This window comes from Blautia sp. OF03-15BH, from assembly GCF_003463065.1.
In the GTDB taxonomy this organism is placed as follows: Bacteria; Bacillota; Clostridia; order Lachnospirales; family Lachnospiraceae; genus Limivivens.
Genome location: NZ_QSCM01000001.1, coordinates 616,781 through 638,323, shown reverse-complemented (window position 1 = coordinate 638,323; position 21,543 = coordinate 616,781). Strand labels below are relative to the sequence as shown.

Genomic DNA, 21,543 nt, shown 5'->3' with positions numbered 1-21,543 from the left:
TGGGAGAAAATAAGGGTGAATTATAAACAGTCTATTGTAGTTCCAGCAGCGGATGTGATATGATCAGTATATCTACTGGAAGACAATTGAATTTGGAGGGAATATTTATGGGAAAAGAAATCAAACGCATTTTATATGGGGGAGATTATAACCCCAATCAGTGGCCGAGAGAAGTATGGAAGGAAGATATGCGAATCTTTCGGGATGCCCGTATCAACAGTGCTACCATCAATGTGTTTTCCTGGGCAAAAATTCAGCCTTCCGAGGAAAAATATGATTTTTCGGAACTGGATGAGATTGTCAAGATGCTGAGCGAGGAGGATTACGATATTGTTCTTGCTACTTCCACCGGAGCTGTTCCTGCATGGATGGCAAGAAAATATCCGGAGGTAGAACGTACGGATTTTGACGGGAAGCATCATAAATTCGGGCAGCGCCATAATGCCTGTCCAAATTCTGAGATTTTCCGGAAATACTCCGCAGCTCTGGCAGCGAAGCTTGCAGAACGATATGCTTCCAACCCTCATGTGAAATGCTGGCATGTAAGCAATGAATACGGCGGAACCTGCTATTGTGAAAACTGTGAGAAGGCTTTCCGCGTATGGCTGCGAAAAAAATATGGCACACTGGATGCAGTGAACCAAGCCTGGAATACAGAATTCTGGGGACATACGTTCTATGACTGGGAAGAAATCGTAGCACCGAATGCTTTGGGTGAGGGTCTCTGGGATGGACGAAGTGCCTTTGCCGGCATGTCCATCGACTATAAGAGGTTCAATTCTGACAGCATGCTGCAGAATTACATGGATGAGCGTGATGCGATCCGAAAATATGATAAAGAAGCGGTTATTACCACCAACCTTATGGGGACGTATAAAGAACTGGATTATTTCAAATGGGCAAAAGAAATGGACATCGTTTCCTGGGATAACTATCCGGCTTACAATACGCCGTGGAGCCTGACTGCCATGCGCCATGATCTCATGCGCGGACTGAAGGATGCTCCTTTTCTTTTGATGGAACAGACTCCGAGCCAGCAGAACTGGCAGCCTTATAATTCCCTGAAACGTCCGGGGCAGATGAGGGCACAGAGTTACCAGACCATTGCTCACGGAGCCGATAGTATTCAGTTTTTCCAGCTCAGAAGAAGTGTCGGTGCCTGTGAAAAGTTCCACGGGGCTGTGATCAGTCATGCGGGAACAGAGGCTACCAGAGTCTTCCGGGAGGTTCAGGAGCTGGGAAAAGAGCTGGAGAGATTGAGCGATCTGATCCCGGGCAGCCGGAATGAGTCACAGGTGGGGATCGTGTTTGACTGGGATAATTACTGGGGACTGGAATATACCAGCGGACCTTCTGTGGATCTTCGTTATGAGGAACAGATCCATTCTTATTATGAGTATTTTTATGAGAAAAATATTTCTGTGGATATGATTCCTGTCGATGGTGATTTCAGTCGTTACAAGATGATCGTGGCACCTGTTTTGTATATGGTAAAGGAAGGGATGAAGGAAGCGCTGGAAGCGTTCGTCAGAGAAGGAGGTGTTCTGGTGACGACTTACATGAGCGGCATCGTGGATCAGTCGGATAATGTGTATCTTGGCGGTTATCCGGGACCTTTACGGGAACTGGCAGGTCTTTGGGTAGAAGAGATCGACGCGCTGGCACCGGAGCAGAAAAACGGAGTGAAACTGGTGGACGGAACGAACTGTTCCTGTAATCTGGTCTGTGAACGGATGCATCTGGAAGGAGCAGAAGCCCTGGGGGTTTATGAAGAGGATTTCTATGCGGGAGAACCGGCGGCAGCGCGGAATTGTTTTGGAAAAGGCCGTGTCTACTACATTGGTACCCAGCTGGAGAAAAACGGAAAAGCGCATATCCTGAATATGGCTGCCAAAGATGCAGCTGTGGAGAGTATCGTTGCAGACAGTGCGGGACTTGAAATTACCTGTCGGAAACAGGGGGAAAAGACATTTTGTTTTGTGATGAACTTCAAAGAGGAAGAACGGAAGCTTCCGGCTGTATTTGCAGGAAAAACCGATCTTTTGAAGGGAAATGTACTGACGGAAACGATGACTCTTAAAAAGTATGATGTTTTTCTCGTTGAAATTTAAGGAATAAACAGCTCGTGTTTCAGCGGAATTTCAAATGTGGAAACGTTTTGAAAAAGAAGTCCGGAAAAGAAGAATCCGGGCTTCTTTTTTTGTACAGCCTGTGTTAGAATGGAGGACAGACAGCGGGAGGGAAAAAGATGAAGGTGTTTTTGGGGATTTCTTTGTATCTGTTGGATATTCCTGTGATTCTGTGGTTGTATTACAGATGCCTAGAAAAAGAAAAAGAGGTCTGGAGAAGGGGCAGATATCCACTTCTTGTTTTGCATGGAGCTGCAGGGATTTTCGGCTTTTTAAACAGTCTTGGGATCGGACCGGAAGGCTTCTTTTTCGCCTGCTGGATCCTGACTCTTTTGCTTGCAGAAGAATTTTTCTTTCTCGCGTGGATCCTCTGGGGAGAAAAGAGCAGGCAGATTTTTGGAAAGAGCCTGATTTTTATCAGCACTTTTCGCGGGCTTGTTGTCGGGGGAACCTTTCTGACGGAGACACTTTCCAGAAAACGGCTTGACAGGATCCCTCTGGATGTGGATGAGCTGCCGGTTGTTGCTGCTGCCATATTGCTCACGGTTCTGGTGTTTTTCCTGGATGCCTGGATCCTAAACAGGAATTTTTACGAGAAACTTCCGAAGAGGGCATGCAGTGTTTTTACCGGAGGGCTGGCGATCGGACTTACAGGAATGGGGCTTTTTCTTCTGGATCAAAGTGAATGGGACGGCTTTCTCCTGGCAGTTACCTGCAGTTATCTGCTTGGAGGTGCTTTTTCACTGCTCTGTGTGCAGAAGCGGAGGCTCCGGGGAGAACGGTATTATTTCCGCCAGCAGAAGCGTGTGCTGGAGGATTATTCTCTTGCACTGGAGAGACAGAATCTTATGGTGCGTCAGCTGAGTCAGGATGTAGATGAATATCTTTCCGACATGAAACGGCTGGCACTGACCGGCAGGGAAAAGGAGATGGATGAGGCTTCCTGGAAGCTTCAGCAGGAATACGGGAAGCTGGCCTTTGTAGAGTATTCCGGAAACTGTGCGGTGAATGCACTTTTACAGAGAAAACTGGAGTTCTGCCGGGCTAGAAAGATCCGGGTACAGGTGGATCTTGCCCAGTTTGACAGCGGCTTTGTGGAAAACACAGACTGGCTGGGGATCTTCATTGCTCTTTTTGACCATGCGGTGGATAACTGTCTGGATATGGAACCCGGCCGGCCCCGTTTTATCCGTGTGAAAGCGAAATGTGCCTATGGCTTTGAAGTCCTTGTTTTCCAGAACTCCAGACAAGATTCCTTAAAAAGCCGAAAAAGAAGGAAAAGTGCCGGGGGAAGCACGTACAAATATGGAGAAGGAATGTATCTGCTGGAAAAGATCGTGGAAAAATACGGTGGAAGTGTGATCTGTCAGGAGGGACCGGATACGTTCCAGACAACGATCTCCCTTCAGGTGAAAGAAAAGAGACAAAACTATTAATGTAGAAAAAGAGGGTAGTAAGATGAACATTTTTGACATTCTCGGTCCTGTGATGGTAGGACCGTCCAGTTCCCATACGGCGGGAGCTGCAAGGATCGGACTGATGACGAGAAAGCTTCTCGGCGCGGAGCCTGTGGAGGCGGACATCCGTATGTATGGCTCTTTTGCAGCTACAGGAAAAGGTCATGGAACAGATAAAGCCATCATTGCCGGACTTCTTGGCATGGAGCCGGATGACATGCGGATCCCGGACAGTTTTTCTATTGCAGAAAAAGAAGGTCTGAAGTTTACTTTCGGGACTGCGGATCTGAAGGGGGCCCATCCCAATTCTGTGGTACTTTACGTGAAAGGAAAGAATGGACGGGAACGGAAAGTTCAGGCCTGTTCTCTGGGAGGCGGCCGGATCATGATCAATGAGCTGGACGGGATCGAACTCAACTGTACCTGTGAAATGCCGACCATTGTGGTCAATCATGTGGATCTGCCCGGACGTGTGGCAGAAGTGACGACAATGCTCTCCATGCTTTCCATCAATATTGCAACGATGTCTGTTTACCGTGACCGGAGAGGCGGAAGGGCAGTTATGGTTGTGGAGCTGGATCAGGAGATTGATGAGAGTGTGCTCAACATCCTTCAGAACCTGAAGGGGATCGTGAAGGTGACATATATCAGTACAGGGGGGAAATAAACATGGCTTTTACATCACTGCAGGAGATCCTGGATACCTGCGAAAAAGAAAAGATCCCGTTCTGGGAGGCAGTTCTTGCTGATGACCTCAATGAGCGGGTGGTTACCCGGGAAGATTCCCGCAAACAGATGGCCGGTCTCTGGAAGGCCATGTGGGAGGCGGCTGAAAGTTATGAAGAAAACGAAAGATCACGGAGCGGGCTTGTAGGCGGCCAGGGCGGTATTATGGAAAAATATCTGGCGGAGAAGGAACCCTTAAGCGGAGCCTTTGCAGGCCAGGTGATCGTTGAGGCACTCAAAATGGGCGAGTGCAACGCATGTATGAAACGGATCGTGGCGGCTCCTACAGCAGGGGCCTGCGGCGTGATGCCGGCTGTCCTTGTTCCTTATGTGAAAAAATATGAGCCAGAAGAGGAGAAGGTTCTGGATGCTCTTTATACGGCGGCAGGAATCGGTCAGGTGATCGCGGCCAGAGCCTACATCGCCGGAGCCAGCGGCGGCTGTCAGGCAGAAATCGGTACAGCCAGTGCCATGGCAGCAGGCGCTCTTGTAGCTCTTCATGGAGGCAGTGGAAAAGCGATCGTTCATGCAGCAGCCATGGCGATCAAAAATCTTCTCGGGCTGGTCTGTGACCCGGTAGCCGGTCTTGTGGAGGTTCCCTGTGTGAAGCGTAATGTGGTGGGAGCCATGAATGCCCTGTCCTCTGCGGATATGGCTCTGGCCGGTATTGAAAGCCGGATCCCGCCTGATCAGGTCGTTGATGCCATGAAAGAAGTGGGTGACCAGATGAATGCCAGCCTGAAAGAAACAGGGATCGGAGGCCTTGCAGGAACTCCCTTCGGCAAAGAAGTGGCGGAAAATTTCTTGGGTAAATAAGCAGGCTGCTAAAAAATAAAGAAAAGACTTGACTTCTCCGTATTGTCTGTGATAAGATAGACGAGCGAATGGAAGTAGGTCTTTTTTTTATGCCTAAAAAACATCGAACAGCAAATGAAATTTAAGAAGGCGAGGTGGAGGTTGTGCGCGTAAAGATCACATTGGCATGCACTGAGTGTAAACAGAGAAACTACAATACGATGAAGGATAAGAAAGCTCATCCCGAACGTATGGAGACTAAGAAGTACTGCAGATTCTGCAAGACTCACACTTTACACAAAGAAACCAAGTAATTTCCGGTAGGAACTACGCAAGGGAGTGAATGATATGGGAGATTCTGCTAAGGCTGAGAAGACGAAGACCAAAGCTCCGAAAAAGAGCTGGATCAACGGTCTGAAATCTGAGTTTCGAAAAATCATTTGGCCGGACAAAACAGAGCTCGGTAAAGAGACTGTTGCTGTCGCAGTTGTTTCTATCTTACTTGGTGTATTGATCGCCGTCGTTGACTTTGTGGTACAATACGGTATTGATTTCTTAGTGAAATAATAAGGACAAGGGTGAAGATATGGCAGAAGCAAACTGGTATGTAGTTCATACTTATTCAGGGTATGAAAACAAGGTAAAGGCCAACATTGAAAAAACCATCGAGAACCGTCATCTGGAAGATCAGATTCTGGAGGTTCGTGTACCCATGGAGGATGTTGTGGAAGTACGCAACGGAGTGAAAAAACAGGTTCAGAGAAAACTGTTTCCGGGCTATGTGCTTCTTAACATGGTTATGAACGATGACACATGGTATGTGGTTAGAAATACCCGCGGTGTTACCGGATTCGTTGGTCCTGGATCAAAGCCGGTTCCGCTGACCGAAGAGGAAATGCAGCCGCTGGGCATTCAGCCCGGGGAACTGGAAGTGGACTTCCAGGAAGGCGATTCCGTCACAATTACCGGTGGTATCTGGAAAGATACTGTCGGCATCATCCAGAGTATGAACCACAGCAAACAGATGGTTACCATCAATGTAGAATTGTTTGGTCGTGATACGCCGGTGGAGATTGCGTTCACCGACGTGAAAAAGTTGTAACAGGTAAATTCCGAAAGTGATTCGCACTTTCGTGAAGTGGGAGGGAAACCCCCGACAATACCACATAGGAGGTGCCTAAAATGGCAAAAAAAGTAACAGGTTATATTAAATTACAGATCCCGGCTGGAAAGGCTACCCCGGCTCCGCCAGTAGGTCCTGCGCTGGGTCAGCATGGTGTAAATATCGTTCAGTTTACAAAAGAGTTCAATGCAAGAACCGCTGACAAGGGCGATCTGATCATCCCCGTTGTCATCACTGTATATGCGGACAGAAGCTTCAGCTTCATCACCAAGACCCCGCCTGCAGCAGTTCTGCTGAAGAAAGCCTGCAACCTGAAATCCGGTTCCGGAGTTCCTAACAAGACCAAAGTTGCTACCATCTCTAAAGATAAGATCCGTGAGATCGCTGAGATGAAGATGCCGGACCTGAATGCTGCTAACATCGAGAGTGCTATGAGCATGATCGCTGGTACCGCACGCAGCATGGGTATCACTGTAGAGGACTGATCTTAGTTTGTGATGCTGCCGCGGAATGCGGACAGCAGAGAAAATCGATTGTAGACAATAACGATACGTGGGAGGGATATTCCCGCAAACACCACCAGGAGGTAATTTAGTATGAACAGAGGAAAGAAATACGTAGAGGCTGCTAAAGCGGTCGACCGCGCAACCCTTTACGATACCGACGAAGCAGTTGCTTTAGTGAAAAAAGTAGCAGTTGCAAAATTTGACGAGACCATCGAGGCTCATATCAGAACCGGATGTGACGGACGTCACGCTGACCAGCAGATCCGTGGTGCAGTTGTACTGCCGCACGGAACCGGTAAAACCGTTCGTGTCCTGGTATTCGCAAAGAATGCCAAAGCTGAGGAAGCAAAAGCTGCAGGCGCTGAGTTTGTAGGCGCTGAGGAGCTGGTTCCGAAGATCCAGAACGAAGGCTGGCTGGATTTCGACGTAGTAGTAGCTACTCCGGATATGATGGGCGTTGTTGGACGTCTCGGTCGTGTTCTCGGACCCAAAGGCTTAATGCCGAACCCGAAAGCCGGTACCGTAACCATGGACGTAACCAAAGCCGTTCAGGACATCAAAGCCGGTAAGATCGAGTACAGACTTGACAAGACCAATATCATTCATGTGCCCATCGGAAAAGCTTCCTTTACCGAAGAGCAGTTACGCGACAACTTCCAGACGCTTATGGATGCAATTATCAAAGCTCGTCCCAGCACCCTGAAAGGTCAGTACCTGAAGAGTGTTACCATCGCTCCGACCATGGGACCGGGCGTAAAACTGAATACCGCTAAATTTGCATAAGATTCAGCGAAAGATGAGCCGCTTTCCAGTTTACTGGGAAGCGGCTTTTTTTGCTCAGAGTCACCTCCAAAATGCTGCGCATTTTGGAGGTGCAGCGTATCCGCCAAATAGATTTTCTTGAGAAAGCGTTCATTCATGCAGGCAGACTCACGCTTTCTCAAAAAAATCTGCATGACTCTGAACAATTTCAAAAAAGTGCTTGACATACCCGGTACCGTGTACTATAATGCAATAGAAAACTGCCGAAGACAGCAGGTGCCGCAAGGCATAAGGATGAAAACGCCTGCCGAGGAGAGTTGATTGTATGATTGACTTTAATCCTCTCTGGTATCAGGGAGGTTTTTTTACGGCGGTACACCCGACCGAGAGGTCAGGATCATGCAGTTTTCAAACTGCACAAAATCTATAAGGAGGTGCACCAATCATGGCAAAAGTAGAACTGAAGAAACCGGTTGTTGAAGAGATCAGCAGCAAGATCCAGGGCGCACAGTCTGTTGTGCTTGCTACTTACAGCGGAATCACCGTTGAGCAGGATACCGCTCTTCGTAAAGAGATGAGAGAAGCTGGCGTTGAGTACAAGGTTTACAAAAACACAATGATGAACTTTGCATTCAAAGGAACTGCTTGTGAAGAGCTCTGCAAACATCTGGATGGACCGAACGCACTTGCAATCTCTAAAGATGATGCAACTGCTCCGGCAAGAATCCTTGCAAAATATGCAAAAGATGTAAAAGCTGTTAAACTGGTAGCTGGTGTCGTAGAGGATAAATACTACGATGAGGCTGGTATCAAAGCTCTGGCTGATATCCCGGCAAGAGAGGTACTTCTTGGAAGACTTCTTGGAAGTATGCAGTCTCCGATTGCAAACTTTGCTCGTGTTATTAAACAGATCGCTGAGAAAGACGGCGAAGCTTCCGCAGAGGCTTAATTATCTGCAAGTAAATGGGATTGTCTGATCGTCAGACCGTATAAAATACCATATTTATAGGAGGAAAATAAAATGGCAAAATTAACTACCGCAGAATTTATCGATGCGATTAAAGAGTTATCTGTACTTGAGCTGAACGACCTGGTAAAAGCTTGTGAGGAAGAGTTCGGCGTATCTGCAGCAGCAGGTGTTGTTGTAGCAGCAGCTGGCGCTGGCGCAGCTGAGGCTGAGGAGAAAACTGAGTTCGACGTTGAGCTGACCGAGGTTGGCCCGAACAAAGTTAAAGTTATCAAAGTAGTTCGTGAGGCTACTGGTCTTGGTCTGAAAGAGGCTAAAGAGGTAGTTGACGGCGCTCCGAAGGTAGTAAAAGAGGGCGTTTCCAAAGCAGAGGCTGAGGAGATGAAGACCAAACTTGAGGCTGAGGGAGCAAAAGTTACCCTGAAATAATTTTTCAAAAGCTGAAAGTTCAGGCGGCTATGGAGCGATCCATGGCCGCTTTTTACTTTGATTCAGAACAAATCATCATGACAGGAGGAAAAGACAATGACGATCGAAGAATTGAGAAAAGATATGGTAGCAGCGATGAAGGCAAAGGATAAAGAGAGAAAAGAAGCAATCTCTTCCCTCGTTTCAGCAGCGAAGAAAGCCGGTATTGATGCAGGCTGCCGGGATGATATTCCGGAGAGCATGGTAGATCAGGTGATCTTAAAGGAACTGAAAACGGTGAAAGAGCAGATCGATACCTGTCCTGCAGCAAGAGAAGATCTGAAAGCAGAATATCAGTTCCGCTATGATGTGATCAGCAAGTACGCTCCCCAGCAGCTTTCTCCTGAAGAGGTGAAAAAGATCATCGAGGAAAAATTTGCTGATGTTGTTGCCACCAAAAACAAAGGCGCCATCATGAAAGCCGTTATGGGGGAACTGAAAGGCAAGGCAGATGGAAAAGTCATCAATCAGGTGGTAGGAGAGCTTTGTAAATAACGGTAACTGATCAAAAGAAAAAAGAACTTGACATTGATTTTTTTTTGTGATACAGTAAACAATGCACTATTGTGTAGGAGTATACCCAGACGGGATAAGTATGCCCAAAAATGGGAGATTCAATTTGATATTTTATATATAGAAAGAACAGGGGTGAAACGTCAATGGAGAAAAACAGAATACGTCCAGTGAAGAGTGACAAAAGCTTCCGTATGAGTTATTCCAGACAGAAAGAGGTACTTGAAATGCCGAACCTCATTGAGGTTCAGAAGGATTCCTACAAGTGGTTTCTTGATGAAGGAATGAAGGAAGTTTTTGACGACATCTCTCCGATCGAGGACTATAGTGGAAAGCTCAGCCTGGAATTTGTGGACTTTACTTTGTGCGAAGATGATGTGAAATACTCTATTGAAGAGTGCAAGGAGCGGGATGCCACATATGCAGCTCCGCTGAAAGTCCGTGTACGTCTTCATAACAGAGAAAACGGCGAAGTAAGCGAACATGAAATTTTTATGGGTGATCTTCCCATTATGACTGACACGGGTACCTTTGTGATCAACGGCGCTGAGCGTGTAATCGTCAGCCAGCTGGTTCGTTCACCGGGTATCTATTACGGAATTGCACACGATAAATTAGGAAAAGAACTGTATTCCTGTACAGTTATTCCGAACCGTGGTGCATGGCTGGAATATGAGACAGACTCCAATGACATTTTCTATGTACGTGTAGACCGTACAAGAAAAGTTCCCATCACTGTTTTGATCCGTGCTCTCGGTTTTGGCACCAATCCGGAGATCATTGAGCTCTTCGGTGAGGAACCCAAGATCCTGGCCAGCCTGACAAAGGATACGGCCACCAACTACCAGGAAGGTCTTCTGGAACTCTATAAGAAGATACGTCCCGGTGAGCCGCTGGCAGTAGAGAGTGCAGAAAGTCTGATCACCAGCATGTTCTTCGACCCCAGAAGATATGATCTGGCAAAGGTTGGACGTTATAAATTTAATAAAAAACTTCATCTCCGCAACCGTATCTGCGGACATAAGCTGGCAGAGGATGTTATCGACACCACTACCGGAGAGATCCTGGCAGAGGCTGGCTGTGAAGTAGACCGTGATCTGGCTGACAAGATCCAGAATGCAGCCGTTCCTTATCTCTGGATCGAAGGAGAAGAGCGTAATATCAAGGTGATTTCCAACCTGATGGTTGACCTTAGAAGCTTTGTGGATGTGGATCCGGAAGAGCTTGGGGTTACAGAATCAGTATATTACCCTGTCCTTGAAAAAATTCTGGAAGAAAATGACGATCTGGATTCTATTAAAGAAGCGATCCATGACAGCATCCATGAGCTGATCCCGAAGCATATCACGAAAGAGGATATCATTGCTTCCATCAACTACAACATGCATCTGGAATATGGCATCGGAAATGACGACGATATCGACCATCTGGGCAACCGTCGTATCCGTTCCGTAGGTGAGCTGCTTCAGAACCAGTACCGCATCGGTCTTTCCAGACTGGAGAGAGTGGTTCGTGAGCGTATGACCACGCAGGATCAGGATAACATTTCTCCGCAGTCCCTGATCAATATCAAGCCGGTTACTGCAGCTGTCAAAGAGTTCTTCGGATCCTCACAGCTGTCTCAGTTCATGGACCAGAACAACCCGCTTGGTGAGCTGACACATAAGAGACGTCTTTCCGCACTTGGTCCTGGTGGTCTGTCCCGAGACAGAGCCGGATTCGAGGTTCGAGACGTACACTATTCCCATTACGGAAGAATGTGCCCCATTGAGACACCTGAGGGACCGAACATCGGTCTGATCAACTCTCTTGCATGTTATGCAAGAATCAACCAGTATGGTTTCGTAGAGGCTCCTTACCGTAAGATCGACAAAACAGATCCGAACAATCCCCGTGTTACCGAGGATGTTGTATACATGACTGCTGATGAGGAAGATAACTATCATGTAGCACAGGCAAATACGCCGCTGGATGAGGAAGGTCATTTCATCCAGAAGAACGTATCCGGTCGTTACCGTGAGGAGACGCAGGAATACGAGCGTAAGATGTTTGACTACATGGATGTCTCCCCGAAAATGGTGTTCTCTGTGGCAACGGCTCTGATCCCGTTCCTGGAGAACGATGACGCGAACCGTGCGCTGATGGGATCCAACATGCAGCGTCAGGCAGTGCCGCTTCTGACTACCGAGGCACCTGTAGTAGGTACCGGTATGGAAGTAAAGGCAGCCGTTGACTCCGGTGTCTGCGTTGTTGCAAAGAATGACGGTGTGGTAGAGCGTTCTACTTCCAAAGAGATCATTGTCAAGAGAGAAGACGGAAACAAAGATACCTATCATCTGACAAAGTTCTCACGAAGCAACCAGAGCAACTGCTACAACCAGAGACCGATCGTATTCAAAGGCGAGAAGGTCAGAAAAGGACAGGTAATCGCAGATGGTCCTTCCACGAACAACGGAGAGCTTGCTCTTGGTAAGAACCCGCTGATCGGCTTCATGACCTGGGAAGGTTATAACTACGAGGATGCTGTTCTTTTAAGTGAAAGACTTGTTATGAACGATGTCTATACATCCGTTCATATTGATGAATATGAGGCAGAGGCCCGTGACACCAAGCTCGGACCGGAAGAGATCACCCGTGATGTTCCGGGTGTCGGTGATGAGGCTCTGAAGGATCTGGATGAACGTGGAATCATCCGTATCGGTGCAGAGGTTCGTGCCGGTGATATCCTGGTCGGTAAAGTGACTCCGAAGGGAGAAACCGAGCTGAGTGCAGAGGAGCGTCTCTTAAGAGCGATCTTCGGTGAGAAGGCCCGTGAGGTACGTGATACTTCTCTGAAGGTTCCGCATGGTGCATACGGTATCGTTGTGGATGCCAAAGTATTCACCAGAGAGAACGGTGATGAGCTTCCTCCGGGAGTGAATCAGTCCGTAAGAATTTATATTGCACAGAAACGTAAGATTTCCGTCGGCGACAAAATGGCAGGCCGTCATGGTAACAAGGGTGTGGTTTCCCGTGTACTCCCTGTGGAAGATATGCCTTTCCTGCCTAACGGACGTCCGCTGGATATCGTTCTAAACCCCCTTGGTGTGCCGTCACGAATGAATATCGGACAGGTGCTGGAGATTCATTTAAGCCTTGCTGCAAAAGCGCTGGGCTTCAATATCGCCACACCGGTATTCGATGGCGCAAATGAGGTGGATATCATGGATACCCTGGATCTGGCAAACGATTACGTAAACCTGTCCTGGGAAGAATTCAAAGAGAAACACGAGGAAGAGCTGCTTCCGGAGGTTATGGATTATCTCTATGAGAACAGAGATCACCGGGAGCTCTGGAAGGGTGTTCCGCTTTCCAGAGATGGTAAGGTAAGACTTCGTGATGGTCGTACCGGTGAGTATTTCGACAGCCCGGTAACCATCGGACACATGCATTACCTGAAGCTGCATCATCTGGTAGACGATAAGATCCACGCACGTTCCACCGGCCCGTACTCCCTGGTTACCCAGCAGCCTCTGGGTGGTAAGGCTCAGTTCGGAGGACAGCGTTTCGGAGAGATGGAGGTTTGGGCTCTTGAGGCATACGGTGCATCCTACACCCTGCAGGAGATCCTGACCGTGAAATCCGATGATGTGATCGGACGTGTGAAGACCTACGAAGCTATCATCAAGGGAGAGAATATCCCGGCTCCTGGTATCCCCGAGTCCTTTAAGGTTCTGCTGAAAGAGCTGCAGTCTCTGGGACTGGATGTCAGAGTGCTCCGTGAGGATCATACAGAAGTTGAGATCATGGAAAACATCGATTATGGTGATACAGACCTTCGTTCCGTGATCGAGGGAGATCATGACTACAACCGTGGAGAAGAAAAGTTTGATGGTTATACCAAACAGGAATTTTCTGACGGAGATCTGGTAGATGTGGATGAATCTGATGACAGTGACGATTCTGACGGATATGTAGATCTGGATGAATCCATGGAGCCTGGTGACGAAGAGTAAGAAAAAGGAAGTATGCCTGGGGTTTCAAGCTCAAAAGCCTTATCGTGCGGGCACGGACGGCTTTTGAACTTCTGCCCCTGGTATCTTGAATAAGGTAGTATAGAGAAGGGAGAACCATACATGCCTGAATCAGTTAAAAATGACGGTTATCAGCCGATTACATTTGACGCAATCAAAATCGGCCTGGCATCCCCGGAAAAGATCAGAGAGTGGTCTCACGGGGAGGTGCTCAAGCCGGAAACCATCAACTACAGAACCTTGAAGCCCGAGCGTGACGGTCTGTTCTGTGAGCGTATCTTCGGACCCAGCAAAGACTGGGAGTGTCACTGTGGAAAATACAAGAAGATCCGTTATAAAGGCGTAGTCTGCGACCGCTGTGGTGTTGAGGTTACCAAGGCAAGCGTGCGCCGTGAGCGGATGGGCCATATCGAGCTGGCTGCTCCGGTTTCCCATATCTGGTATTTCAAAGGTATTCCGAGCCGTATGGGTCTGATGCTGGATCTTTCTCCGAGAACACTGGAGAAGGTGCTGTATTTTGCAAACTATATTGTCCTGGACAAAGGTGAGACCGACCTGGCATACAAGCAGGTACTCACAGAGAGAGAATACCAGGAAGCTTATGATAAATGGGGAGACCGTTTCCGTGTAGGAATGGGTGCAGAGGCTGTCAAGGAGCTTCTGGAAGCCATCGACATGGAGAAGGAATCCGAAGAACTGAAAAAGGGTCTGAAGGAGTCCACCGGTCAGAAGAGAGCAAGGATCATCAAACGTCTGGAGGTTGTGGAGGCTTTTCGTGAATCCGGAAACAAACCGGAATGGATGGTCATGACCGTGATCCCTGTGATCCCGCCTGATCTCCGACCCATGGTACAGCTGGACGGAGGCCGTTTTGCTACTTCCGACCTGAACGATCTGTACCGCAGGATCATCAACAGAAACAACCGTCTGAAACGCCTCATCGAGCTTCATGCACCGGATATCATTGTCCGCAACGAGAAGCGTATGCTTCAGGAGGCTGTAGACGCGTTGATCGATAATGGCCGCCGCGGCCGTCCGGTAACAGGACCGGGTAACCGTGCACTGAAATCTCTTTCTGACATGCTGAAGGGTAAATCCGGACGTTTCCGTCAGAACCTGCTTGGTAAACGTGTAGACTATTCCGGACGTTCCGTTATCGTTGTAGGACCGGAACTGAAGATCTATCAGTGTGGTCTGCCCAAAGAGATGGCGATTGAGCTGTTTAAACCGTTTGTAATGAAAGAGCTGGTTGCCAATGGCACCTCTCACAATATCAAAAATGCCAAGAAGATGGTAGAACGTCTTCAGCCGGAGGTATGGGATGTCCTTGAGGACGTCATTAAAGAGCATCCGGTTATGCTGAACCGTGCACCTACACTGCACAGACTTGGTATTCAGGCATTTGAGCCGATTCTGGTAGAGGGTCGTGCGATCAAACTGCATCCGCTTGTATGTACCGCATTCAACGCTGACTTCGACGGAGACCAGATGGCTGTCCACCTGCCCCTTTCTGTAGAAGCACAGGCAGAGTGCCGTTTCATGCTGCTTTCTCCGAACAACCTGCTGAAACCGTCTGATGGTGGTCCTGTAGCCGTTCCTTCTCAGGATATGGTTCTTGGTATCTACTATCTGACACAGGAGAGACCGGGTTCCATCGGTGAAGGCAAATACTTCAAGAACATCAATGAGGCGATCCTGGCATATGAGAACAAGATCCTGACCTTCCAGACAAGGATCAAAGTCCGTATGCAGAAGAAGATGGCTGACGGAAGCATTCAGCAGGGAACGGTTGAGTCTACCCTTGGACGTTTCATCTTCAATGAGATCCTGCCGCAGGATCTGGGCTTTGTAGACCGTTCTATTCCGGAAAATGCCATGAAGCTTGAGGTTGACTTCCACGTAGGTAAGAAACAGCTGAAACAGATCCTTGAGAAAGTCATCAACACCCACGGAGCAACCAAGACCGCTGAGGTTCTGGATAACATCAAGGCCATGGGTTACAAATATTCCACAAGAGCAGCTATGACCGTATCCATTTCCGATATGACCGTGCCGCCTCAGAAACCGCAGATGATCAAAGAAGCACAGGATACTGTGGACCGGATCACACGTAACTTCAAACGTGGTCTGATCACCGAGGAGGAGCGTTACAAAGAGGTTGTTGAGACCTGGAAGAATACCGATGACAAGCTGACCAAGGCTCTGCTGAGCGGACTTGATAAATACAACAACATCTTCATGATGGCTGACTCCGGAGCGCGTGGTTCTGATAAGCAGATCAAACAGCTGGCAGGTATGCGAGGCCTGATGGCTGATACAACCGGTCATACCATCGAGCTGCCTATCAAATCAAACTTCCGTGAAGGTCTTGACGTACTGGAATACTTCATGTCTGCACATGGAGCACGTAAAGGTCTGTCCGATACAGCACTTCGTACCGCAGACTCCGGTTACCTGACCAGACGAATGGTTGACGTATCTCAGGATCTGATTATCCGTGAGCTGGATTGTGCCGTAGAGCGTGATGAGATCCCCGGCATGTATGTGAAAGCCTTCACCGATGGAAAAGAAGAGATCGAGAGCCTGCAGGAGCGTATCACTGGACGTTTCTCCTGCGAGACCATCTGTAATAAAGACGGTGAGGTTCTGGTAAAAGCAAACCACATGATCACTCCGAAGAGAGCTGCAAGGATCATGCAGGAAGGTGTAGATGCGAACGGAAATCCCCTGGAGCAGGTGAAGATCCGTACCATCCTGACCTGTCGTTCCCATATCGGTATCTGTGCAAAATGTTACGGTTCCAACATGGCTACCGGTGAGCCGGTACAGGTTGGTGAGGCTGTCGGAATCATCGCCGCACAGTCCATCGGTGAGCCGGGTACCCAGCTGACCATGCGTACCTTCCATACCGGTGGTGTGGCAGGTGGAGATATCACACAGGGTCTTCCTCGTGTCGAGGAGCTTTTTGAGGCAAGAAAACCGAAAGGACTTGCTATCATCACGGAGATAGCCGGTGTGGCAACCATTAAAGATACCAAGAAAAAACGTGAGATTATCGTTACCAGTCAGGAAGACGGTGATTCCAAGACCTATCTGATCCCCTACGGTTCCCGTATCAAGATCATGGACGGCGCTGTTCTGGAGGCCGGTGACGAGCTGACAGAAGGTAGTGTAAACCCCCATGATATCCTGAGGATCAAGGGTGTCCGTGCCGTTCAGGATTACATGCTCCGTGAGGTACAGCGTGTATACCGTCTGCAGGGTGTAGAGATCAGCGATAAACATATCGAAGTTCTGGTTCGCCAGATGCTGAAGAAGATCCGTATTGAGAACAACGGAGATACCGAGTTCCTTCCGGGAACCCTGGTAGATTCTCTGGAGTTTGAGGATGTCAATGAGGCAATGGTCAAAGAGGGGAAAGAACCGGCAGAAGGAAAACAGGTTATGCTTGGTATTACCAAGGCATCTCTGGCTACCAATTCCTTCATGTCCGCGGCTTCCTTCCAGGAAACCACCAAGGTTCTGACCGAGGCTGCCATCAAGGGTAAGATCGATCCGCTGATCGGCCTGAAAGAGAATGTTATCATCGGTAAACTGATCCCGGCTGGTACCGGCATGAAGCGTTACCGCAACATTAAGATCAACACCGAAGTGGAAGAATATGACGACGATGATGATCTGCTGCTGGATGATGACGATTTCTATGAAGATGACATCCAGGATGAAGCAGAGGAGACTGTAGAAGAGGCAGAAGCTTCTGAAGCAGATGACTTTGCAGAGGAAGCTCCTGAAGAAGAAGCTTCTGAAACAGAAGAGTAAAAGTAAGAGGCTGCTGCCGAAGGGAAAATCCTTGGCAGCAGCCTTTTTTTACCGCAGTCGCGGAAGCGGATTGCGAATGTCTGTTTTGCTGTAAACAGTACCTGCAAAAAATGAAATATCTTGGTAATTTCTAAAAATACCATAACTTCTATTGCAAGAAGTCATTTTATGAGTATAATAAGTTAAAATCGGTAACAGTTTAGGACATCAGAAAAAGGAAGAGGCAGATTGTGTAAAGACAGGCCGGAAAGGAACGGTGGCAGAGAACATGGAATGGATCGCATATAAACTGAGCGTAAAGGTTTTGTATGAAAAACCGGTGGCAGATGAGTATTTTCAGATGAAATGTCTGCCGAGAATCGATGAAACACAGAAGATCGTAGAGCTGAAGGAAGAGATCCGGCCCCGTGACTGTATGGTGAAGAAACGTATGGATGATGCCAAAAACCAGTACATACTCGGATATATGGCAAAAGCACATTCGGAAATCACTTATGAGGCAGAAGGAACTGTTCAGATCCAGAAATATAACCGGAAACCGGAATCACGGGAGATGCTTTATCGAATCTCCTCTCCTTATACAGAGATAGGACAAAATCTGGGAGAATGGTACGGCGAACTGAACCTTCCGGAAGGTGAGATCAGAGACCGGGCTCTCTGGATTGCAGGTTTTGTGAAACGAAAGCTGAAAAAAAGAGAGGAAACGGAGAGAGAAGGACTGCTGACAGCGGATCAGGCTGCCGGTCGTGGATATGGAAGCACCAGAGATTTTGCGCAGATCATGCTGGCTCTCTGCCGTATGGACGGGATGACCGCCCGCTATGTGACGGGGATCCTTCCGGGGAAAACACAGCTTCATGCCTGGGTAGAAGTACAGGAAGAGAATGGTATTTTCTATGGTGTGGATCCGGAATTCGGAATCCCGGTAACGGAGAGCTACATCGTTTTCTGTCAGGGAAGAGATGCCAGAGAGTGCACACTTCTGGTAAGCGGCAGCACGGAAGGGAAGGATGAGAATGTTCAGATCTCTGTAGAAGCCGTTCCGGTAGAAAAGAAAGAGTATGCTCTGTTGCCGGAATCCGGAAACATCCACTGGATGGCCAGAAAGATGGCCGTACGGAACAGCTCTTTTCAGAGTATCCCTCTGGAGCATCTGAACCGGGTTATGAGCAGTCTTGAATTTACGATCCTTTCTGTTCTGAAAGACCGTTCTGTGATAGAAGGAACGGAAAACAGGCTTTACGTCAGGGATATTTCACAATGGCTGAATGTTCCGGCCGGCAGACTTTCACCTGTTTTTACCAGACTGGAAGAAGCAGGATATATCCTCTGGGAGAGCGATGAACGGGTGGGAGCTTCCTATGTGATGCTGACCGATTACGGCAAGAAAAAGCTGGAAGAGCAACAGGACATTACCATTCGTTTTTATGAGCATGTCATCGAACGCTTTGGCAGGGAAAAAGCCAGAGAACTGGATAAGCTGATGCTGGAGCTGGAAAGTGTGCTGAGGGATGAATTGAAACTTATGAATGATCAGAAAGAAGGAGGAAAAACAGATGAGTGATGCATATTTTAGAGAGAAAGCAGCCTGCTGTATGAGCGAGGACAAGATCGACCGGAATCTTTTTGATGAATTCGGAGTAAAAAGAGGACTTCGCGATTTTAACGGAAAAGGCGTTCTTACAGGACTTACCAATATTTCCATGATCGAATCAAGTAAAACGGTGGATGGAAAATCAGTTCCCTGTGACGGTAAGCTCTGGTTCCGCGGTTATGAGATCAATGATCTGGTAAACGGCATCGGAGAGCGCGGCTTTGAGGAAGTAGCATACCTCCTTCTTATGGGTGAGCTTCCGGATAAGAAAGAACTGGATCTGTTCTGTCAGGAACTCAATGAACACAGAAGACTTCCTCAGAATTTTACCAGAGATGTCATTATGAAGGCGCCAGGTCAGGATATCATGAATTCCATGACGAAGAGTGTGCTGACGCTGGCTTCCTATGATGACAAAGTTTCTGATAATTCCGTGGAAAATGTTCTCCGCCAGTCGATGAATCTTATCAGTGTCTTCCCGATGCTGGCTGTTTACGGGTATCATGCGTATAACCATTATGATCTGGATGGCAGTATGTATATCCACCGTCCGGATCCCAACCGTTCTACGGCGGAAAACATTCTTTACATGCTCAGACCGGACCAGAAATATACAGATCTGGAAGCCAGGGTTCTTGATACGGCATTGATCCTTCATATGGAGCATGGAGGCGGAAACAACTCTACCTTTACTACCCGTGTGGTAACCTCCTCCGGTTCTGATACGTACTCCGTCATTGCGGCAGCGCTTTCTTCCCTGAAGGGTCCGAAACACGGTGGAGCCAATATCAAGGTTGTCCGCATGATGAATGATATCCGGGAACATGTGGGAGATCCGAAGGATGAAGGAGAGATCCGTGCTTATCTGGAAAAAATCGTGGATAAGGAAGGATTTGACCGCAGCGGTCTGATCTATGGCATGGGTCATGCGGTTTATTCCCTTTCTGACCCGAGAGCGCAGATCTTCAAGGGCTTCGTAGAAAAACTTGCCCATGAAAAGGGCAGAGAAGAGGATTATCAGCTCTATTCTGCTGTGGAGCGTCTGGCACCCCAGATCATCGGTGAAAAACGGAAAATCTATAAAGGCGTCAGTGCCAACGTGGACTTCTACAGTGGTTTCGTTTACAGCATGCTGGATATTCCGCTGGAGCTCTATACCCCCATGTTTGCCATGGCCAGGATCGTGGGCTGGAGCGCACACCGTATTGAAGAGCTCATCAATATGGATAAGATCATCCGTCCGGCTTACAAGAGCATCATGAAAGTACGGGACTATGTTCCGATGGATGAGCGTTAAGACAGATCACACAAAAAACAAAGAGAACAGCTGAAGCTTATGTCAGCTGTTCTCTTTTTCATCCGGACCGGTTTTCCGTTCGATAAAATGTTTTCGGCAGAGAGAAATATAGCGTTCATTTGCTCCCAGTTCCACTTGTTCTCCGGAGGATACCATATTTCCGTTGCTGTCGATTCTGGCATTGCATCTGGCACCGCTGCCGCACCAGCAGACGGTTTTCAGTTCTTCAATCTTGTCTGCCCAGGCCAGAAGCCACATACTTCCCTCAAAGAGATTCATCTGGAAATCCGTCCTGAGACCATAGCAGATAACGGGAATATCCAGCTTGTCTACGAGGTATGTAAAGAATTCCACATCTTCTTTTTTGCAGAACTGTGCTTCATCCACGATCACACAGTCATAAGAATTTAATTTCTCCAGAGACATTTCTACAAGCTCTTCCACATAGATACAAGGCTGCTCCAGACCGATCCGGCTGTGCAGAACCCCCATTTCTCTGGTATCCAGTTTTGGCTTTGCCAACAGCACCCGTTTTCCGCGTTCTTTATAATTGTATGCGACCATCAGGGCATTTGCTGTCTTGGAGCTTCCCATAGCCCCGTACCGAAAATATAATTTTGCCATTCTTCTGTTCTCCTTTTTGTAACTGTTCAGAGCCAGGCAGATTTTCATGCAAAAGTGTGAATCATGCTTGCATGAATGAACACTTTTACATGGAAATCTATTCGGCGGATACGCCACATCGACGAAATGCACAGCATTTTGGAGGTGGTTCTGGATAGTTACTCCTTTTTTACTATTATAGCATACTTTCTACTGACTGTTCAGAGAGAAAACATTTTCCGGTTGTGATTTTGCAGGCAGCAGAAGTCTTTTCGGTAGGATAAAGGATAAGGGGAAAAAATCCCGGCGCGAGTCTCCTGTGATCGCGCCGGGGTTCTTTTATCCTTTAGTATTTCTGATCCGTTGTTCTGGTAGTTTCCGCCTTGTTTTTGTGGCAGTCTCTAGTATTTCCATCCTGTTTGTAGCCGTTTCTGCCTTTGTTTTCTTCCTCGTAAGCGTGTCCTGTATCATCGCTTCCGTAGGTATTGCTGTAATTGCTTTCTGTACTGTTTTTGCTTTTTGTATTCTTTGCCATTTCTGTTTCCTCCTTGCAGAAGCTTCTTTTTGCAGGGTATCCTGAAACGGTTGGGTACCTCTGCTTTTCCTATTCTGCCCGTATCTTTGGAAGCTTATACAAGAAGAAACAAGTTTTTTGTATCAACGCATAAAAGTGTGTACAAAAGGGCGATTTTCTTGCAGAGAATGGGATTTTATGATAAGATACATTGAATTGATGCCTGCGGATTTCTTCGCTGAAAATCCGTAGGGCTT

The 21,543-nt window shown here is 47.8% G+C and carries 18 protein-coding genes and 1 other annotated feature; of the genes, 16 read left to right on the top strand and 2 right to left on the bottom strand.

Annotated features, from left to right (window positions below; genetic code table 11):
• Window positions 1-107 precede the first annotated feature (107 nt).
• The 16 genes from DXA57_RS02770 to DXA57_RS02695 all read left to right on the top strand — a co-directional run bounded on the left by DXA57_RS02770 (window position 108) and on the right by DXA57_RS02695 (window position 20,169).
• Window positions 108-2,111 carry a beta-galactosidase gene (locus tag DXA57_RS02770; protein WP_117764364.1) on the top strand — a complete coding sequence of 668 codons (2,004 nt, stop codon included), beginning with the start codon at window positions 108-110 and terminating at the stop codon, window positions 2,109-2,111.
• A gap of 137 nt (window positions 2,112-2,248) precedes the next feature.
• Window positions 2,249-3,565 carry a GHKL domain-containing protein gene (locus DXA57_RS02765; RefSeq protein ID WP_117764363.1) on the top strand — a complete coding sequence of 439 codons (1,317 nt, stop codon included), beginning with the start codon at window positions 2,249-2,251 and terminating at the stop codon, window positions 3,563-3,565.
• Window positions 3,566-3,587: 22 nt separating this feature from the next.
• A complete protein-coding gene (gene sdaAB / locus DXA57_RS02760) occupies window positions 3,588-4,253 on the top strand; it encodes an L-serine ammonia-lyase, iron-sulfur-dependent subunit beta (RefSeq protein WP_117764362.1) in 666 nt (221 codons plus the stop codon).
• A gap of 2 nt (window positions 4,254-4,255) precedes the next feature.
• Window positions 4,256-5,128 carry an L-serine ammonia-lyase, iron-sulfur-dependent, subunit alpha gene (sdaAA, locus tag DXA57_RS02755; RefSeq protein WP_117764361.1) on the top strand — a complete coding sequence of 291 codons (873 nt, stop codon included), beginning with the start codon at window positions 4,256-4,258 and terminating at the stop codon, window positions 5,126-5,128.
• A 143-nt stretch (window positions 5,129-5,271) separates the two neighbouring features.
• Entirely contained in the window at window positions 5,272-5,421 is a 150-nt protein-coding gene (gene rpmG, locus DXA57_RS02750) for a 50S ribosomal protein L33 (RefSeq protein ID WP_117764415.1), read from the top strand.
• A gap of 34 nt (window positions 5,422-5,455) precedes the next feature.
• Window positions 5,456-5,674, top strand: a complete 219-nt coding sequence (secE, locus tag DXA57_RS02745; RefSeq protein WP_117764360.1) for a preprotein translocase subunit SecE — start codon at window positions 5,456-5,458, stop codon at window positions 5,672-5,674.
• Window positions 5,675-5,693: 19 nt separating this feature from the next.
• The gene (nusG, locus tag DXA57_RS02740; RefSeq protein ID WP_117764359.1) at window positions 5,694-6,209 is read left to right on the top strand and encodes a transcription termination/antitermination protein NusG; all 516 of its coding nucleotides are present in this window, start codon (window positions 5,694-5,696) and stop codon (window positions 6,207-6,209) included.
• 80 nt (window positions 6,210-6,289) lie between these two features.
• Window positions 6,290-6,715 (top strand): 50S ribosomal protein L11, encoded by a 426-nt coding sequence (gene rplK, locus DXA57_RS02735; RefSeq protein WP_117764358.1) that lies wholly within the window; start codon window positions 6,290-6,292, stop codon window positions 6,713-6,715.
• 111 nt (window positions 6,716-6,826) lie between these two features.
• On the top strand, window positions 6,827-7,519 hold the full coding sequence (gene rplA, locus DXA57_RS02730; RefSeq protein WP_117764357.1) for a 50S ribosomal protein L1: 693 nt from the start codon (window positions 6,827-6,829) through the stop codon (window positions 7,517-7,519).
• 224 nt (window positions 7,520-7,743) lie between these two features.
• Window positions 7,744-7,873 (top strand) — a sequence feature (ribosomal protein L10 leader region).
• Window positions 7,874-7,943: 70 nt separating this feature from the next.
• Window positions 7,944-8,447: a 50S ribosomal protein L10 gene (rplJ, locus tag DXA57_RS02725; protein ID WP_117764356.1), complete on the top strand. Its 504-nt coding sequence runs from the start codon at window positions 7,944-7,946 to the stop codon at window positions 8,445-8,447.
• A 72-nt stretch (window positions 8,448-8,519) separates the two neighbouring features.
• A complete protein-coding gene (gene rplL / locus DXA57_RS02720) occupies window positions 8,520-8,894 on the top strand; it encodes a 50S ribosomal protein L7/L12 (RefSeq protein ID WP_117764355.1) in 375 nt (124 codons plus the stop codon).
• A 96-nt stretch (window positions 8,895-8,990) separates the two neighbouring features.
• Complete coding sequence (locus DXA57_RS02715; RefSeq protein ID WP_117764354.1) at window positions 8,991-9,428, top strand: GatB/YqeY domain-containing protein; 438 nt, start codon at window positions 8,991-8,993, stop codon at window positions 9,426-9,428.
• Between the two features lie 164 nt (window positions 9,429-9,592).
• A complete protein-coding gene (rpoB, locus tag DXA57_RS02710) occupies window positions 9,593-13,441 on the top strand; it encodes a DNA-directed RNA polymerase subunit beta (RefSeq protein WP_117764353.1) in 3,849 nt (1,282 codons plus the stop codon).
• A 120-nt stretch (window positions 13,442-13,561) separates the two neighbouring features.
• On the top strand, window positions 13,562-17,278 hold the full coding sequence (gene rpoC / locus DXA57_RS02705) for a DNA-directed RNA polymerase subunit beta' (RefSeq protein ID WP_117764352.1): 3,717 nt from the start codon (window positions 13,562-13,564) through the stop codon (window positions 17,276-17,278).
• A 268-nt stretch (window positions 17,279-17,546) separates the two neighbouring features.
• Complete coding sequence (locus DXA57_RS02700) at window positions 17,547-18,842, top strand: transglutaminase domain-containing protein (protein WP_147345648.1); 1,296 nt, start codon at window positions 17,547-17,549, stop codon at window positions 18,840-18,842.
• Window positions 18,835-20,169 (top strand): citrate/2-methylcitrate synthase, encoded by a 1,335-nt coding sequence (locus DXA57_RS02695; protein ID WP_243005690.1) that lies wholly within the window; start codon window positions 18,835-18,837, stop codon window positions 20,167-20,169. Before DXA57_RS02700 ends, DXA57_RS02695 begins: the two co-directional genes overlap by 8 nt.
• A 42-nt stretch (window positions 20,170-20,211) precedes the next feature.
• Here the strand turns inward: DXA57_RS02695 and DXA57_RS02690 are convergent, their stop codons facing one another.
• Window positions 20,212-20,793 (bottom strand): thymidine kinase, encoded by a 582-nt coding sequence (locus tag DXA57_RS02690; RefSeq protein WP_117764349.1) that lies wholly within the window; start codon window positions 20,791-20,793, stop codon window positions 20,212-20,214.
• A gap of 325 nt (window positions 20,794-21,118) precedes the next feature.
• On the bottom strand, window positions 21,119-21,307 hold the full coding sequence (locus tag DXA57_RS02685; RefSeq protein WP_117764348.1) for a hypothetical protein: 189 nt from the start codon (window positions 21,305-21,307) through the stop codon (window positions 21,119-21,121).
• Between the last annotated feature and the right edge of the window lie 236 nt (window positions 21,308-21,543).